General features: G+C 56.8%; 14 protein-coding genes. 5 read left to right on the top strand and 9 right to left on the bottom strand.

From position 1 onward, the window contains the following. Positions 1 to 127 precede the first annotated feature (127 nt). The 7 genes from RUDLU_RS0112050 to RUDLU_RS0112020 all read right to left on the bottom strand — a co-directional run bounded on the left by RUDLU_RS0112050 (position 128) and on the right by RUDLU_RS0112020 (position 10,011). The gene (locus tag RUDLU_RS0112050) at positions 128 to 2,095 is read right to left on the bottom strand and encodes a M1 family metallopeptidase (protein WP_019988643.1); all 1,968 of its coding nucleotides are present in this window, start codon (positions 2,093 to 2,095) and stop codon (positions 128 to 130) included. A 70-nt stretch (positions 2,096 to 2,165) separates the two neighbouring features. Next, positions 2,166 to 3,776, bottom strand: a complete 1,611-nt coding sequence (locus RUDLU_RS0112045; RefSeq protein ID WP_019988642.1) for a hypothetical protein — start codon at positions 3,774 to 3,776, stop codon at positions 2,166 to 2,168. Positions 3,777 to 3,808: 32 nt separating this feature from the next. Beyond that, positions 3,809 to 6,100 (bottom strand): hypothetical protein, encoded by a 2,292-nt coding sequence (locus RUDLU_RS0112040; RefSeq protein ID WP_019988641.1) that lies wholly within the window; start codon positions 6,098 to 6,100, stop codon positions 3,809 to 3,811. Positions 6,101 to 6,152: 52 nt separating this feature from the next. Continuing rightward, the gene (locus RUDLU_RS0112035; RefSeq protein WP_019988640.1) at positions 6,153 to 7,229 is read right to left on the bottom strand and encodes a BatA domain-containing protein; all 1,077 of its coding nucleotides are present in this window, start codon (positions 7,227 to 7,229) and stop codon (positions 6,153 to 6,155) included. A 227-nt stretch (positions 7,230 to 7,456) separates the two neighbouring features. Next, positions 7,457 to 8,305 (bottom strand): DUF58 domain-containing protein, encoded by an 849-nt coding sequence (locus RUDLU_RS0112030; protein ID WP_019988639.1) that lies wholly within the window; start codon positions 8,303 to 8,305, stop codon positions 7,457 to 7,459. A gap of 12 nt (positions 8,306 to 8,317) precedes the next feature. Continuing rightward, positions 8,318 to 9,310 carry an AAA family ATPase gene (locus tag RUDLU_RS0112025; protein ID WP_019988638.1) on the bottom strand — a complete coding sequence of 331 codons (993 nt, stop codon included), beginning with the start codon at positions 9,308 to 9,310 and terminating at the stop codon, positions 8,318 to 8,320. A gap of 86 nt (positions 9,311 to 9,396) precedes the next feature. Then, positions 9,397 to 10,011 (bottom strand): DUF4159 domain-containing protein, encoded by a 615-nt coding sequence (locus RUDLU_RS0112020; protein ID WP_019988637.1) that lies wholly within the window; start codon positions 10,009 to 10,011, stop codon positions 9,397 to 9,399. A gap of 412 nt (positions 10,012 to 10,423) precedes the next feature. Between RUDLU_RS0112020 and RUDLU_RS0112015 the strand changes: the two genes are divergently transcribed. Both RUDLU_RS0112015 and RUDLU_RS0112010 read left to right on the top strand, forming a co-directional pair. Continuing rightward, the gene (locus RUDLU_RS0112015) at positions 10,424 to 10,888 is read left to right on the top strand and encodes a pPIWI_RE_Z domain-containing protein (RefSeq protein WP_019988636.1); all 465 of its coding nucleotides are present in this window, start codon (positions 10,424 to 10,426) and stop codon (positions 10,886 to 10,888) included. 185 nt (positions 10,889 to 11,073) lie between these two features. Beyond that, positions 11,074 to 12,123: a saccharopine dehydrogenase family protein gene (locus tag RUDLU_RS0112010; RefSeq protein ID WP_019988635.1), complete on the top strand. Its 1,050-nt coding sequence runs from the start codon at positions 11,074 to 11,076 to the stop codon at positions 12,121 to 12,123. 75 nt (positions 12,124 to 12,198) lie between these two features. On the opposite strand, the gene RUDLU_RS0112005 is transcribed toward RUDLU_RS0112010, so the two are convergent. Then, positions 12,199 to 12,924, bottom strand: a complete 726-nt coding sequence (locus RUDLU_RS0112005) for an MIP/aquaporin family protein (RefSeq protein ID WP_019988634.1) — start codon at positions 12,922 to 12,924, stop codon at positions 12,199 to 12,201. A 128-nt stretch (positions 12,925 to 13,052) separates the two neighbouring features. Here RUDLU_RS0112005 and RUDLU_RS0112000 point away from each other — a divergent pair, with 128 nt between their 5' ends. The 3 genes from RUDLU_RS0112000 (at position 13,053) to RUDLU_RS0111990 (ending at position 15,404) form a co-directional block, all read left to right on the top strand. Next, complete coding sequence (locus RUDLU_RS0112000; RefSeq protein WP_019988633.1) at positions 13,053 to 14,024, top strand: zinc-dependent alcohol dehydrogenase family protein; 972 nt, start codon at positions 13,053 to 13,055, stop codon at positions 14,022 to 14,024. A 201-nt stretch (positions 14,025 to 14,225) separates the two neighbouring features. Beyond that, on the top strand, positions 14,226 to 14,933 hold the full coding sequence (locus RUDLU_RS0111995) for a MotA/TolQ/ExbB proton channel family protein (RefSeq protein ID WP_019988632.1): 708 nt from the start codon (positions 14,226 to 14,228) through the stop codon (positions 14,931 to 14,933). Between the two features lie 78 nt (positions 14,934 to 15,011). Continuing rightward, the gene (locus tag RUDLU_RS0111990; RefSeq protein WP_019988631.1) at positions 15,012 to 15,404 is read left to right on the top strand and encodes an ExbD/TolR family protein; all 393 of its coding nucleotides are present in this window, start codon (positions 15,012 to 15,014) and stop codon (positions 15,402 to 15,404) included. A 152-nt stretch (positions 15,405 to 15,556) separates the two neighbouring features. Here RUDLU_RS0111990 and RUDLU_RS0111985 read toward each other — a convergent pair whose 3' ends face one another. Continuing rightward, positions 15,557 to 16,972: an inorganic phosphate transporter gene (locus tag RUDLU_RS0111985; RefSeq protein ID WP_019988630.1), complete on the bottom strand. Its 1,416-nt coding sequence runs from the start codon at positions 16,970 to 16,972 to the stop codon at positions 15,557 to 15,559. Positions 16,973 to 17,054 lie beyond the last annotated feature (82 nt).

The following is a 17,054-nucleotide window of genomic DNA, read 5'->3' as shown; positions in this document are numbered from 1 at the left end:
AGGGATTGATTTAACCAATCTATGCCAATTGGACGCGGATGACGCAGATCGGGTAGATGTACACTGATTACCAATCCGTGAAAATCGGCCTAACCCGTTTCATTCGCGTGCCAATTCTAACCACTCATTAAAAAAGCCACGCCAGCCACTGCATCCAGTTTTGCACCCAGAACAGCATCTTGGCCGCGTACTTGGCAGCGGGGGCACTCGAGGGGGCCAGCGTCAGGCTATTGTTGTTCAGATTGGTGTCGATGTAGAGTTTCTGCTTCGGGTCGGCAATGGCCCATCGTACGGCCGAGGGTTGGTTAAGCGTGAACGTTTGTGTACGGGCTTTGCCGTCCCAGAACAACATCAACTCGTTGCCATCTTCAAAATGTACCAGCACGTCAACCGGCATTTGCGCGTCGCCCCGGCGCGTTACCTGCACAGTCGACCGGTAGCCGGTGCCCTGCTTGCGGTTTCGGATTTTGGTCAGTTCGTAGTCGCAAACCTTGTCGCCGTACAAAACCTGGTCAAAAAACCAGTTCATGTCGGGGCCGTACCGGAACCGGGTGCGGGCGGGGGCAATCTCGTTCACTATCGCAATGAAGTTCTGGGCGTTGGGGTGCCGAAACTGCCAGCGCTCGAAGTACGTCCGCATGATCTCGTCCATAGCCTTGCGGCCCACTAGCCCCTCCAGCGTGCGGAGCCAGGTGGCCGTTTTGGAGTAGGTCAGTACGCCGTAGTAACCATCGGGCAATTGCCAGGTGTTGCCAAATGAAGGCCCGATGGCCGGGTTGTCGAGCCGGACGTAGCTATCCCGCGAACTTTCCATGTCGCCCATCCGAAACCCAAACAGGTCGACCTGTGACGTTTGCGGGCCGTAGGTTTCGTCCATAATCCGGCCTTCAAAATACTGATTGAACCCCTCGTCGAGCCAGGCCTCTTCAAACTCGTTACTCGCCAGCAATTGCATGAAGTACTGATGACCAAACTCGTGCACCGTCACCATTTCCGGTGCTCGAACGCCCGCCGGTAAGCCCCAGCTTGTGCCGGCCGTGATAAACGTGGGGTACTCCATACCCGCCGAGCCCGACGCGTGAATGGGTGGGTCCACAACCGTGAGCGTGGGATACGGATACCGGCCCAGCACCCGGTCGAAATAACTCAGCGACGCTTTTACGGCGTGCAGATGCCGGTCGGCCTGAGCCCGGTGTTCGGGTTGCATGAGTAGCTGAATCCGTACCGAACCGCCCGAGGGCCGCGTCCACGTGTCCTCTACGACCTCATACCGGGGCGAAGCCGTCCAGGCAAAATCGACCACATCGTCGGCGTGCCAGTGCTGTGCTTTGAGTCCATTTCGGGTGCGGGTTTCGTTTTTGAGCTGCCCCGTGGCGCCAACAATGTACTCGGCCGGGGTAGTGATTCGGACATCGTAGACCCCAAAATCGGCATAAAATTCGGAGTGGGCATGAAACTGATGGCAGTTCCAGCGGCCGCGTGGTCCGGTTTGGTACCGGGTACCGGGGGCTTCGTACACGCCGATTTTCGGGAACCACTGCCCCACCAGAAAATAGTCGCGGCTGAAGCCGGTACGGGCAAAAATTTTGGGCAGTTTAGCCCGAAACGCCATGTCAATAGCCACTGTTTCGCCGGGCCGAACGGGGGTGTTGAGCGGAATCCGGACAACGGTCCGGTCGTCGGGGTTGGCGTCGTCGGGTTGGATAAACTGCGCTTTGCCAGTCAGGTTTTCGGTCGTGCCGGCGCCCCCATCGTGCGTAAGCCGGGTCGACAGCAGGTCGATCCAGCCCCAGGCTTCCTTGTCGTCTTTATCGATGTAGTCTCCGCGTAACTGCCCGCCCGATTCGCGCATAAACGTCGATTTTTCGTTACGGAACGCATTGAGATACAGGTGAAACTGTAACTCAGTAATCGGGTCGTTCGATGTATTGCGCCAACGGAGCGTCTGCCGACCGGTCAGTCGTTTGGTGGCCGGGTCGAGCGAAACATCAATCTGGTAATTGGCAATGCGCGGGCTCAGAGGCTGCGTGGGCTTGAACGCCAGCACCTCCCCGCCCAACAGACAGGCCAGTAAAAAAAGTAGGAAACGGTTCATTCTGAATGAGTTAAAAGAAACTATAAACCCAGAATCCAAAACTATAAACCTAAAACTACAAGATTCGCCTTCACAGCTTTGGCTCCACCCAAAGCGCCGTGAGGCAAACCAGCAGGGCTGTTAACCAAACCCAATCGGGCACGTCTTGTTTCTGCGTTCGCGATGGCCTTGTGCGGAGGGTGGTCTGAAGCCGGTTCTGCGCCTGTATCCACGTACTCAGCCGCTCGTGCGGGGCTGCCAGACTATCCTCAACGTACACCTCGACCGAATCGGCAAGGGGTTGCCAGCCGCTTCGACTAAACCGGTACTGAGCCCGCAATGTCCGGTTGTTGAGGGCCGAGGGCGCCAGCAGTGCGGTATCATTCGCCACCCGAAGGCGGGTTGTCCCCCCGGCCGAGTTGTTGACCAGCAGTGGCTGGCGAATCCCGGTCAGTACCGGGCCATCGGCTCCGAGGTTGTTCGATTGAGTCGGTTGTAAGGTGGCCAGCACGGCGTTCCAGATGCGGGCATAGCCCAGGCTGTCGCCACTGAGCCGCAGCGGAAAGGTTTCGGTAAAGAGACTCATGGCGACCCGCCCACCCGTGCGTTGGGTGGCTATTGGGTAACGGGCCACGGCCACCTGCCGTGGATTCGGCGCAAACTGATACGGGAGGGCCGTAAGGCCATTGCCCACCGGGATGGTAGCTTCGTTGCTTACCTTGCGGAGCCGCCATTGGGTGCCTAACGCCCGGTTTACGGCGGTCACTTCAGCGTCGGGGTTGGTGAGGTTGAGCACCAGCACCGCTTTGCCTTCAGCTATCGCTTTCCGAACGGCCGGTTGGCCCACCAGGGCCGGTTCGGTCACAATCAGGTCGGGTGAGGAGTTGGGTCGGTTACCCGTAGGCGTGTTAATTTGCACCGTCGCGTCCATGCCTTCCGACAGGGCATTGCTCAGTTCGACGCGGTTGCCCTGCCGCCCAAACCAGTCGGCGAGGGTTTTGGTCTCAAAGTCGGGCGTGCCCAGTACAAACTGTACGAAGAGCGGCCGGGTGCTCTGTGCAAAAAAACGCACCGTGTCGGTGGTTTGATTGCCTACTTGCAGCACCGTCTCGATACGCCCTTTGGCTACCGCCGGAAACCGGAGCGCAAACGCCTGTCGGCCCGGCTTGAGCCACAGGCTATCGAGGGTTTGGGCGCCAAACCGAACGGCGATTTTCTGGCGTTCGGATACGGTGATCTCTCCCCGAATCGTCTGCTCTTCGCCCAAACGTACGACACTTTGCCAGTGCAGGTGCGTGGGTAGGCCGGGTACGTTGTACGGCACCCAGCGCACCGCCCGGTTGCCGAGCCGGGCGAGGAGTGGGGCCGGTAAGGTTTGCCCCAGAATCGTTACCGAGTCGGTGTTTTCGAGCCGGATGTCGGCAGCGGTTACCCGTGCGCGTAGGCCCAGGCTGTCCTGCACCTGCCGGGCTACGGCCGTGGGCACGTCGCTGCCTACCAGCAATACGTGGGTGGTATCGAGCGGGCGTGTCCAGATGGGTTGCCACACAAAGGCGAGCAATACCAGCCAAAGCAGCAGGTTAAGACCCGCCCGCACGGCTTTGCGGCCTCCCGAAAGCGTCTGGTTACGCAGCAGAAGCCAACTTTGAAGAGCCCCCAGTAGCAGGAGCGGTATAAACAGAAAGGGTGGGGTCGAGGTCATGTCAGAGCATAAGGTGGGGTAGCCGAACGGGGTTATAAGCCCCGCCAGAAGGCCCGTTCTAAAGCGGCATTGGTACCATACGACGGCCCTTGCTGTCCTTCGGGTTTACCAAGCAATCGGTACAAGTTCGTTTTTAGTTGTTGGCGTTGCGCTACGGCCAGCACCCGGCCCGCGGCCATCTCCTGCAACGCCCCCAGCACCGACCAGTTGGGCAGCCCGACTGAGGTGGGTCGGTTGAGCAGATACCCACTTAGTTGCTGTACCGATAGGCGCTGTGCCGACGTGAGCTGAGGTCGGTCGAGCAGGCCGAGCACGTCGGCAATCAGGGCATTGGCCTGGGCCTCGGTGTAGGTTCGCGATTGGGCGTAGCGGTCGGTTACGTTTTTGCGCTCGCCTTTGAGCCGGGTTTCGGCTTCTTTGATGGGGGGTGGGTCGAGGCCGGTTTTCTTGGCGTAGGCACGGGCTTTTTGTTGGGCCGTTTTGAGGTATTCAAGAGCCTTTTTCTCGTACGGCAGGGCTTTTTCGGGTTCGTACAGGCGCAGGTGCAGCTCCGATTGCCACATTTGCTCCAACGCCATTTTGAGCAACGACCGCGTCGATTGTTCGTAGAACGTGTTGGTCTCGGCATCGTCGTGTTCGTGCACGTACTGCTCCATCAGAGCCGCCAGTGGGTCCTGTGCTTTTTCGGGGGTGGCCGGGTCGTTGTGGCTATGCCCGCCCGCGCCATGCCCACCGGCCCCCTGCCCCGGCGTAGCGCCCGGCTCCTTGTTGGCCTGTTGGGCTTTTTCGGCCATTTTGAAGGCAAAGGTGCGGGGTGTTTCGTTGGCGGCTTTGTCTTGCTCGGTATCATGTTTGTGCATGAATCCGTCGAGCAGGTGCGCGTCGTTTTCGGCCATTGGGTCGTGGCCGCCAATCTGGTTTTCAAACTCTTCGCCCAGGTACTGCCCGTACCGAAGCCGCAGCACTTTCTGGTCGAATCCAATTTCGTTGGAGAAACTGTTGAACGTTTCGCGCAGGATTTTGCCCCGTTTGGCTATCAGCTTCTCGGTATCGATGATAATCTGCCGCTGACTCCTGAAATACTCCGGCATGAGGTTTACGGCCATCGTAGCCAGTTGAGCCTCGTCGGTTTTGGTGGTGTCTTTGTACACCACAAAGTACGTGTCCGACTTGGTGAAGTTCGGTTCAGGTTGCCGGTTGTCGATAGCCGCCCAGTAGTAGTACAGTTCATCGCCGGGGGCAAACCCAAGGGCTTTCAGGTCGAGGGTCTTGCTCAGGCGGGCATCGGTGAAGTTGTCCGGTGTGAGCGGCATCCGAACCTCCCGAAACTTGACGTTCTCGCCCGAACCCCGCGCCAGCGTGGCGATGATATAAGCTTGCTGCACCCGAAAATCGTCGAAAATCCGGGCCGAAACAGTCAGTTGTTTGGGGTCATTGAGCCGGTGGTAGCGGTAGAGTTCTTTGGAGGTGGGCTCAATTTTGGGGGCGAGGTCGGGCTGTGCTTCAAGCCGGTAAAACGGCGACTGGTAGAACAGCGAGTCGCGGTTGGTGTCGGGGTTACGCCAGTACGCCCGGAGGGTGTACAGCCCCGAACTGACGAGCCGGTCGGTATGCGCAAAGCCGTTCGGTGTGGCTTTGAGGCCTATTTCTTCGCCCCGGCTGTTGGCCAGTCGAACCCGCAGGCCGGTGTTCCGCGAAAAAGCGATTATCCAGTCCAGCCGTGACCCCACGAGCGAGGTCACGTTGAGGTCGCGCGACTGACGCACGGGCAGCCCCGTGTAGGCGGGTGGTTGCACGCGTACCGTGGCCGACTCAAAGCGCGGAGGCCGGGCTGGTTCGTCGGCGGGACTGCCGATAGTCCCGCCCAGAACGGTTTGGCGTAGGCCCGCCCGCGCCCCTGTCGGTTTCAGGAACGGCAAGGTATAGGCCAACCCGGCTGAAAGTACCACCGCCAGAAGGTACGGACCTATGTTGGCCTGCCATACCGTCGGTATGGGTGTTTGGGCCAGCCGTTCAGAGAGCCGCTCCAGCTGAAGTTGCTCGGCTATGTTCAGACTCGGCTTGTCGAGCAGAGGCAGGCTGTATTCGGCGTCGCCTACGGTTCGGTGAATGAGGGCAACGGCTTCGGGTTGGCGGGGCTGGTGAATACGCCCCAGCCATAGCCCGGCTAAGAGGCCCACCCCGGCCGCCAACAGGCTGTAAGCTCCCGTCAGCCCGAAGGCCGTAGCTATAAAGTAAGCGGCAAGGCCCAGCAACAGCCCCTTGAGCAGGGCATTGAGGTAAAGTTGGTGCCGAACCGAGTCGATAATTTTCTGGGCAGTCATGGTCAGTTTGTTCGGAGAGGCCGTACCTACGGATAACGGCTTCGGAGGAAACTCACGTATTTTTTCGTAACGCAATCCAGCGCTCCAGATTCAGTACCAGCAGCAACGCCAACAACACCCCCACTTGCTCGGCTGAGTGCCCAGATTGCGTGCTGGCATCGGTTTTGGGCGGGGCCTGAGGCTCAAACAGGCGGGCCATTTCGGCCTGCGTCAGGGGTGGGTCGGGTAGCCGTGGACCGTAAAAACGGAGCAGTTGCTCACCCAGCCATTCGGGCAATTGGCCGTTGGCGACCCACGTTGCCGTTTGCGGGGTAAGCGTATCCGGCACTATCTGGACGTTGGGCTTGTTTGGCCCCGACATTTGTCCCGATACCGTGTACAGAGTTTTGTCGGTCAGGTTTTTGGGTAGCCGGTCGGTCAGGACCCAGTCGGGCGCGGGGCTGCCTTCGGGCGTACTGCTCATGTTCAGGCGCAGGCCAAAAACCGTTTCGAGGGCGCGAAGGGCGGCCGTTACGGTTTGCCGCTCGGTCGGGTTGCGGTAGTCGAGTTGTACGTTAAGCGGTCCGTCGATGCTTGCAAACGGCCGGGTTTGCGTTGCGGCCGGTCGGGTGGGCAACAGGGCTGTGTGCAAACTAAACCGGGCGGGGGTGGTGAGCACCGGCGCATCGGCCAGTGTGGCCTCGTTGAGAGCGTACAGGTGCAGGGTCACATGGGGTTTGTGCACCGAATCGATGAGCGTTTGCAGCCGCATGGGGTTGGTCGGGCTGGGTAGGGTCACTATGGGTTCGCCCCGTTGCCGGGCCTGTTGCAACTCAAACCGGAAGGTGCGCATCACCAGCGAGTCGGCTACGGCTATGTGTACGGCTGTCCGGTCTTTGGGGTTGGTTTTGTCGGGCCATACGGGTTCGGCCAGCCAAACCGAGAGCAGGGTAATCAGCAGACACCGGAGCGCGAGTAGCAGGGCATTTTCAAATTTGAGCCCCCGTTGTGGCTGTTCGGTGGCTTCGCGGAGCCACTCCATAGCGGCCCACGCCATCGGCTGGCCTTTTTTCTGATGCCAGAAGTGAATCAGAATGGGCACCGCTACGGCCAGCAAACCCCATAAAAAAGCAGGCTGTACAAATGTCATGTAAAAAGGGGTTTGTCATTTTTGGCAGCCGCCATAAACCCAAAACTAAGTAGTCAGACAGAATTAAATGTAAAATGAATAGTGTAAAATGTGTAATGAAATGGCTGATTATTAGCAGGTAATACAATTATTCATTATGCATTTTACATTGTTCATTCACTTAAAGACCATAAACCAAAAACTAAAGACCAAAAACCGGAACACCGGCCGCTCTAAACCATATTCCCTTAACCCAGAACTCTCCGAAGCACCAGTGCGATCGGCTCGCTCAGGAGCGCGCGGGTCAGTTGCACGTTGGGCACGCGGAGGCCTTCGTCCAGCATCTGAAAGTAAGCCGCGGCCCGCTCCCGAATCGTATTCTGCACGGCTTCGGCCTGTATCTCCACTTCCCGGCCGGTTTCCAGATCCTGAAAGCGAAAAAAGCCCGACATCGAGAAGTCCATTTCCTGATCGCCCAGTACCTGAATCAGCAGAATTTCCCGGCGCGGATGCGCCAGCGTTCGTACCAGCGCGAGCCACTCGTCGTTGACCTGCAACAGATCCGACACCACAATGAGCATCTCATTCGTTTTGGTGCCAAACGGCGGTAGTGTCGGCTCGGTTGGGTTCCAGGCCCCGGCGGCTTCAGCCTTTTCGAGAGCCACTACAATCTGCTGAAACGCCTGATGCCCTGGCCTGGCCAATGGCTGCATGATACCGTTTTGCAGACCATACAGGCTCATGTCGTCGCCTTGCCGAAAGCCAAGGTAAGCCAGCGAAGCCACCACAATTTTGGCGTAACTGAGCCGCGAAATGCCGTTTTCGACGTAGTTCATTGAGCCTGACAAATCGAGCAGAAACCGAATCTGGCGGTTGCTTTCCGTGGCCGATTCGCGCACCATGTGGCGGTCGGTACGGGCCAGCAGCTTCCAGTCGATGCGTTTGGGGTCGTCGCCGGGTTGGTAGTGCCGGTATTGCTCAAACTCCGCGCCTACACCCGCCCGCCGACTGGTGTGCAGCCCCAGCCGAAGCTCCTCGCTAACGAGTTTGCCGGCAAGGTGAAGGTCATTGAGTTTGATGAGTTCCTGAGCAAGCATAGGGCATACGGATCAGAGCTTCAGTTCGGCCAGCACCTTGTCGATGAGCGTGTCGGTGGTGATGCCTTCCGACTCCGCCCGGAAGTTGAGCGCCACCCGGTGCCGTAGCACGGGGTGCGCCAGCGCCCGAATGTCGTCGGGAATAACCGAAAACCGCTCGTTGAGCACGGCGCGGGCTTTGGCGCACAAAATGAGGGCCTGCCCCGCTCGTGGGCCCGCCCCCCATTCGCCCCACTGCTTCACAAAAGCCACGGGCGTTTGGTCGGATGGGCCGCTTCCCGGCCGGGTCGACCGAACGAGCCGGTTGACCATCGTCAGCAGTTCGTCGCTGATGTGTACCTGCCGGGTGAGGTTTTGCAGTTCGAGTACTTCCTCATCCGTAAAGATGGTCGACAGCGCTGGTCGACTGGTACCGGTAGTTTGACGGAGTACGGCCAGTTCTTCGGTTTCGGAGGGGTAGCCGAGCCGAATATACAGCAAAAACCGGTCGAGCTGGGCTTCGGGCAACGGGTAGGTGCCGGCCTGCTCAATGGGATTTTGGGTGGCAATAATCAGAAAGGGCCGGGGCAGTGGGTAGTCCTGCCCGTTGTAGGTAACCCGGTACTCCTGCATGGCTTCGAGCAGGGCAGCCTGGGTTTTGGGCGGGGTCCGGTTAATCTCGTCGGCCAGTACCACATTGGCAAAAATGGGCCCTTTGTTGAACTGGAAAAACTTCCGGCCGGTCTGATGGTCTTCTTCCAGTACCTCCGTGCCCAGAATATCGCCGGGCATCAGGTCGGGGGTAAACTGCACCCGCTTAAACGACATCGCCAACGCATCCGACATGGTTTTGACCAGCAGGGTTTTAGCCAGGCCGGGTACGCCTTCGAGCAGGCAGTGGCCGCCCGCCAGCAGGGTAATCAGCACCTCGTCGATGGCTTCGTGTTGCCCAACGATCACTTTTCCAATTTCCGCTTTCAGCAGCGGTAGCTTACTGACGAGTTGTTTGTAGTGTTGTGTGTTCAAAAAAAGTAGCAGTTGACGGTAGCAGTTGGCAGTTGGGTAGGCCGTCAGACTGGATTAAGCTGTCTACAGCCACTGCCAGCTATTACTTAGGTTAAAGCATACGTTACAATATTGACCCCAAATTTGGTGTTGTCTTCGGCCAGAAACCGCTTGTTCCGGAAGTCATAATCCCACTCACAGCCGTAATCCTTGTTGCTGTACAAAACTCCAATGCGTCCGTTCACCATCACCGCCTTCAGGTAGTCGTGCACAAGGTCGTCGCCCCAGCCATTGAGCTCAAACGAGGTGGTTGGCGGGCCGTCGTAAAACTTAAAGAAACAGGTGTAAAGGGGGTGGTTGTTCGGGATTTTTTGCAGGGCTTTGGGCCCGAAGGTGCGGGCCATTTCCTGCTCAAACGACTTGGCAAAAAGCCCGTCTATGTCGTGGTTACAATCGTCGACAAATACAAAGCCGCCGTTTTGCACATACCGCCGGAAGTGGTCGCGCTCAACGGCCGAAAACTCCACCAGTTTGTGTCCGCTGAGGTAGCAAAACGGCGCCCGGAACAGGTCGTTGCTGCTCAGTAGCACCACGCGCTCTTTCTGATCGACCGGAATCTTGGTGTATTCGACCAGCGAATGCAACAGGTTGACCGGCATCCGCTGATCGGTATCCCAATCGCCGGAGGTGTACTGGATGCGGGTAAAAACGAATGGTTTCACGCGGTCGCTAAGCGCTCTTCAGGTTGTTGATTGGGTAAAAATAGCGATTTGTGGCCGACCAACCCGTGAATTGTGATAAACGGACGCGACTTGGCCGCAGATAATATGGAATAAACGAATTTCTACCGAATCAGTGGTGGCTTTTGGTCAAGGGGTGTAGGACACGTTTTTTGACAGGATTACAGGATAAACAGGATTCATTCAGGTCGGAGAAAATCCTGTTTATCCTGTAATCTTCCGTGCCGCCGGGTCTGATGAGCTTGCCTTATACCCGGTCAGGCTGCAACGCCGGAGGTCTTTTCGGTAGGGAAGAAAAAAAATTGAAAAAAAGTCGGCAAGGATAGAAGAACGTAAAAAGATTACGTTTTGGGGGTTGCAAATTTGTCATGAACAGTAAACAACAATACTGATTATGAACACGGCAACGCTTCTTCAATCTTCGCAACGAATCGCCCCGGCTACGCAGCATCTGATGCGCTGGCAGGAGCCGTTGGCTACGCGCCTGCGCTATGGCCACAACTTGCCGGGTCAGGTAGCGAACCGGCTCCTCAACGTCGAACTGGGCCTGTACCTGCTGGCCGAACTGCTGCCTATGGCTCCGCCCGAAGCCCTGCCCGACCTGCTCAACGGCCGTGAGTCGGCTTATCTGAAGCGGCCGGTCTGGACACCCAAGCAACACCGGTACCTCAGCCGTTGCCAGTTGCTGCTGGCCCCCTACAAAGACCGGGCTACCTGGTTTAATGCGCTGGCTAAGTACAACACGCTGCCCATTGGCCCGCGCGTGTTTACGCTCAATGCCAACGGGGTGTATCGGTCGGGTGTAGATATGTATGCATTGCATGAGCGGCTCATTTTGTTCCGCCGGGCCCTTATGTAAGCCCAATTAGAACACTAAACGAAGCCATTAAGGGTTGTCAACGCTGGTATATGACCGCTTGTTGGCAACCCTTAACGGCTTTTTGGGTGAAGTGTATGTAGCAGTTTGTAGCCAAAACAGGTGAAAGAGGGGTAACTTACCCCGCACTATCGGGTTGTATGTATGAACCCGATGCCCCTTGTGCTATGACCCCGGACTTTCTGCTCTACGGAGCCAATGGCTACACCGCCCGGCTTATTATTGAACAGGCTACTCACTACGGCCTAACGCCGATTCTGGCCGGGCGCAATGCCGAAAAAATAGCCCTGCTGGCCCGGCAGTATGGGCTGGAGTACCGCGTGGCCGATCTGACCGATGCCGCATCACTCGATGCTGCGTTGGCGGGTGTTCCGGTGGTATTGCATTGTGCCGGGCCATTTTCCAAAACGGCCTTACCCATGCAGCAGGCCTGTTTGCGTACTCAAACGCACTATCTGGATATTACGGGCGAAGTGGCTGTATTTGAGCAGGGGAAAGCCTTGCACCAACAGGCCGTAGACCGCCAGGTTATGCTGATGTCGGGTGTTGGGTTCGATGTTGTCCCTACTGATTGCATGGCCCTGCACCTGAAAAACAAACTCCCCGATGCGACGCATCTGCAACTGGCGTTCGCCAACGACGGGGGGAGCGTGTCGCGGGGCACGGCCCTCACCGCCGTCGAAAACCTGGGGACTGATGGGCTTATTCGGCAGAATGGGCAACTAAAAGGCGTTCCGAATGCCTACAAAACGTTGGAGGTGCCCTTTGAGCCGGGCCGAAAGCGGGTTTGTGCCACCATTCCGTGGGGCGATTTGTCGACGGCTTACGCGACAACGGGCATTCCGAATATCGAAACGTACATGGCCATGACGCCGGGCATGATTCGGGGGCTGCGGTTGGGTAACGCGCTGGGTTGGCTATTGGGTAGTAAGCCAGTGCGGAGGTTTCTGCAAAACCGCATTGAAAAGCGGCTCACCGGCCCCGACGCCGGGGTGCGCAACCGGTCGCGGTCGCTGGTGTGGGGGCGGGCCGAGAACAAAGCCGGGCAGTCGGTTGAAGCGTGGCTGGTATGCCCCGAAGGTTACACGCTCACCGCCACCATGGCGTTGATCATCACCCGCAAGGTACTCAATGGCAACTGGCAACCTGGCTACCAAACCCCCGCGGGCCTTTACGGCGAGGGATTGGTGCTCGAAGGAGGAGGGGAGTGGGGGTGAGGAAAGGGAAAAGGAAAAAGGAAAATCTGTTCCCCTTCTGCCTTCTGCCTTCTCCTTTTCTCCCTTCCTCCCTTTTTATAACTTATACCAAGCAATCAGCAACCCGCCGATGGCGGCTCCGACGAGTGGGCCGAGCACCGGAACCCAGGCGTAACCCCAATCGGACGACCCTTTGCCGGGAATGGGCAATACGGCGTGCGCCAGCCTAGGGGCCAGGTCACGGGCGGGGTTAATGGCATAACCCGTGGTGCCGCCGAGCGAGAGACCGATGCTCCATACCAGCACACCCACCAGATACGGCCCTACGCCCACGGCCATTTGCCCGAGGCCTTTCGACGAAATGCCCGCCAGGCCCAGAATGAGTACAATGGTACCCAGCGCTTCGCTCAGAAAGTTGGCACCGTAATTCCGAATGGCGGGCCCGGTTGCAAAGCAGGCCAATTTGTTGCCGGGGTCGGGCGTGGCGCCCCAGTGGGGCAGGTGGTGCAGCCAAACCAGAATGGCCCCCAGGAAAGCGCCGATCATCTGCGCCAGAAAATACGACGGAATTTTACTGTAATCGTCCGTTGCGACGGCAAAGGCAAGCGTTACGGCGGGGCTCAGATGGGCGTCGATGCTGCCGAAGGCTTTGGCGACAAATACGCCAAACGTAACCGCAAAGGCCCAGCCGGTAGTGATGACTATCCAGCCAGCGTTTTCGCCTTTGGTTTGTTTCAATACGACATTGGCAACAACGCCATTGCCCAACAAAAGCAGCACCATCGTGCCAATCAGTTCACCCAGGAAAGGAGAGGTTTGCATAAGTTTTACAAGAGAATAGAGCGGCCGTTGGTTTAGGTTACGATTCAGGGTCGGTCGCCCGGCTTCTGAGAGTGATATTTTGTGCTAATTAAGCCATATTTTTGAGACTCATACCCAATTCATCACGAATGAAAACTATCGAATTTGAAATAACCGGCAAACCCGCCGAAATTCTCCGCACCGTTGAACGCCCCCTTCCTGAGCCCGGCCCGGGTGAAGTACGCGTGAAAGTGCTTGCCAGCCCGATCAACCCGTCGGACATTATGTTTGTGCAAAATCTGTATGGTATCCGGCCGCAGCTGCCGTCGGGCGCGGGTTTTGAAGGAGTTGGTATTGTCGATAAAGTCGGCGATGGCGTGTCAATTCAGCCGGGGACCCGTGTGGGTTTTTCGGGCGTTGGAGCCTGGTCTGAATACACGATTGCGCACCACCGGAGCCTGATTCCGGTACCCGACGCCATGCCCGACGAGGTGGCCGCTCAACTGTTTGTGAATCCGTTTACGGCCTTTGCCATGGTGCAGGAGTCGGGCGTACAGGCTGGGCAGTGGCTCATGCTCACTGCCTGCGGGTCGGCATTTGGTAAAATGGTTATTCAGCTTTGTAAACAGAAAGGTATTCAGACTATCGGCACCGTTCGGCGCGATGACCTCAACGACGAGCTGAAAGCCTTGGGCCTGACGGAGGTGATCAACACCGAAACCGAAAATATGGCCGCCCGCGTCCGCGAGATCACGGGCGGAGCGGGTGTATCCTGCGTGCTCGATGCCGTGGGCGGGCACACCGCAAGCGAGGCCATCAAGTGCCTCGGCAAAGGCGGGGTGATGCTCATTTACGGCTTATTGAGCCTGCAAGACCCGTCGATCAACGTGGGGCTGATGATTTTCCGCGAGCTGACGATTCGGGGTTTCTGGCTCACCGACTGGATGCGCCGGACCGATAGTAAAACCCGGCAGGAGGTGGCGCAGAATGTTATTTCGATGCTGGCGTCGGGAGAGATTCAGTTGCCTGTCGAAGCAACGTACTCACTTGATCAGATCGTTGAAGCCGTTGAACATTCGGAGCGGCACGGGCGCTGGGGTAAGATTCTGGTGAAGCCCTGAGCCCCGCCCTTTCCTAATTTTACGCCCCGGTTTGCGTACCCTTTGCTATCTTTGAACATGTGGCTACGGGTATAAGGTGCTCCCTGAGTGCCTTATATCTGGAGTTTGACACTGTAAATTAACAATATCCGGCAAAGGCTTCTCGTTAACACCGAGGTAATGCGCTGCCGCTCATTGCTTTCAACCTCCGACGATTACTGTATGATTTTGCTTCAGGTTCCGGCTCTTGACACGGCCGCATCGGCCTCCGCTGCTACGGGAGTGGCCCCCCAACAAAGCCTGCAACTGATTGACCTGGTTGCCAAAGGGGGCTGGGTTATGATTCCCATCGCCATCCTTTTCTTCGCGGCCCTGTACATCATTTTCGAACGATTCTTTGTGATCCGGGCGCAAACCCGTGTTGATGAAGGGTTTGTCGACAACGTGAAAGACATGGTGCTGCAGGGGAATATCAAATCGGCTGAGTCGTTTTGCCGGAATCAGAAAACATCCGTTGGCCGCGTGTTTGAAAAAGCCGTTGGCCGGATCGGGGCCCCCATCCGCGAAATTGAGAGCACCATCGAAACCGTTGGGCAGATTGAACTGGGACGCCTTGAGCGCAACATGGGTTACCTCGGGGTAATTGCCGGTATTGCGCCCATGCTTGGGTTTATCGGGACCATTTCGGGGATTATCCGAATCTTTTACGACATCTCGCTATCCGACAACATCAGCGTCGGGATTATTGCCGGTGGTCTGTACGAAAAAATGATTACCTCAGGGGCTGGTCTTATTGTGGGGGTTATTGCCTACACGGGCTATCACCTGCTCAATATGATGGTCGAGAAGTTTACACTCCGGCTCGAAATGAACGCGTTCGAGTTTCTGGAAGTGCTCCAAAAGCCTACCGAAAACGTTCGGGTTCGCTAGAAGCGATGAGTGATGAGTTATGAACGATGAGTGGACAACTACTCATTCATAACTCATCGCTCATAACTCATCACTACTATGAAGCTACGCCGAAAAAATAAGTTTGCCGCCGAAGTGGCCACCTCGTCGCTGAACGACATCATGTTCTTCCTGTTGTTGTTCTTTTTGATTATCTCGACGGTGGCCAACCCGAATGTAATTAAGCTGATGCTGCCCAAGGCTTCGTCGTCGCAGCAGTTGAGCAAAAAGCAGGTGACGCTTTCAGTGGATGCCAACAAGCAGTATTTTATCGATAAGCAGCCGGTTGCGCCCGAAAACCTCGAAAATGAGCTGAAGGCGATTATGGCCGGTATCGATGAGCCCACGGTGGTGGTTCGGTTCGACAAAAGTCTGACGGTTCAGGATCTGGTAGGCGTACTCGAAACGGGTGCCAAATTGAACATCAAAATGGTTATGGCTACGTCTAAGTAAGCCGCCAAAGCGTTTAACAGCAAAGGGGAGCCGGTTTCGACCGGCTCCCCTTTGCGTTGGTGTCAGACTCGTTCAGAGGGGAGGTATGAAACCCTGATCTTACTGTGTAGCGGCCAACTCTAAACCGGAAACCCTAAACTCTAAACTACTTTTTATAGAAGCCAGCGGAAGAATACAAACAGCGTAGCCGAGAGCAGAATGGCAACGGGCAATGTCAGCAACCAGGCAAGCATAATGTTTTGAATCGTACCGGCTTGCAGGTTTTTGATGCCTTTGCTGGCCACCATAGCACCGGCAATACCCGACGAGAGCGAGTGCGTGGTACTAACCGGCACTTTGAAGGCCGACGCCATACCGATGGTAACAGCCGCTACCAGCTCGGCCGATGCCCCCTGCGCGTAGGTCAGGTGGCTCTTGCCGATTTTTTCGCCCACGGTCACCACAATCCGTTTCCAGCCAATCATGGTTCCGAAGCCCAATGAGAGCGAAATCATCAGAATAACCCAGAAAGGTGCGTGGTCAGTAAATTTCCGCAGGCCTTTTTCTTCCTGCGTAGCGGCTGCACTCAGGGCTTTCCGGTCGGCGTCGCTCAGCTTTACGGCTTCACTTTCGTTTAGTTTCTTCACATTGCTGCTGATCGTGAGCAGGGCCTGCCGAACGTCGAGTGCGTGTTCGCGTTCGATTTTGTTGGCGGCCAGCACCTTCTCCAGATTCTGCGCACTCGCCTTGATCTGGGCAATGCGGGCTTTCTCGGTCACGTTGAGCAGCGTGGTGTCGATAAGGGCAATTTTCTGCTCCACAACCGTCAGGTCGGGGCGGAGTTGCTGCACATCGAGTCGGTTGTCGACGGCGAAATAAGCGGGCAAAATACCGATCAGAATAAGCATAACCAGACCGATACCCTTCTGACCGTCGTTGCGGCCGTGAAAAAAGCTCACCAGCGTACAGGTCATGATCAAAATACCGCGCACCCAGGCCGGTGGTGCCTGTCCGGGTTGTGGTTCGTCGAAAAGCTGCTTGCGCACTTCTTTGTTGAGCGACCGGCGCAGCACAAACATGAGTACTACGGCAAGGCTAAACCCGATCAGGGGCGACAGAAACAGGGCTGCAAACACTTCCTTGGCTTTGTCCCAGTTGACGGCTGCAATGCCCATTTCGTTGTCGGGCAGAACGGCATAACCCAGCCCAACGCCAATAATGGCCCCGATCAGCGTGTGCGAGCTTGACGCGGGCAGACCAAAATACCAGGTCCCAAAGTTCCAGATAATGGCGCTGAACAGAAGCGCCAGCACCATGGCTATACTGTGGTAGACGTTCTGATCAATCAGCAACTCGACCGGAAGCAGGTTTACGATGCTCATACCCACACCCACGCCCCCGGTGATTACCCCCAGAAAATTCATAAATCCAGACCAGACAACGGCCTGAGTTGGTTGCAGCGAGTTGGTATAAATAACGGTGGCAACGGCATTGGCGGTGTCGTGAAAGCCGTTGATGAATTCGAAGACGCAAGCGGCTAAAATGCAGAATGCGAGCAGGATAAAAATGCCGGTCTCTAAGCCGAACATAGTGATTTTAAGTTAGATACAAGCTTCTGGTTTGACTAAACCACCACAAAGGTCTGCAAAACCAGCCACGCGCCGGGGAATC

It is taken from the genome of Rudanella lutea DSM 19387, assembly GCF_000383955.1.
GTDB classification, from domain to species: domain Bacteria; phylum Bacteroidota; class Bacteroidia; order Cytophagales; family Spirosomataceae; genus Rudanella; species Rudanella lutea.
Note: the sequence above shows the minus strand (reverse complement) of the source record. Positions and strands in the feature narration are given on the sequence as shown.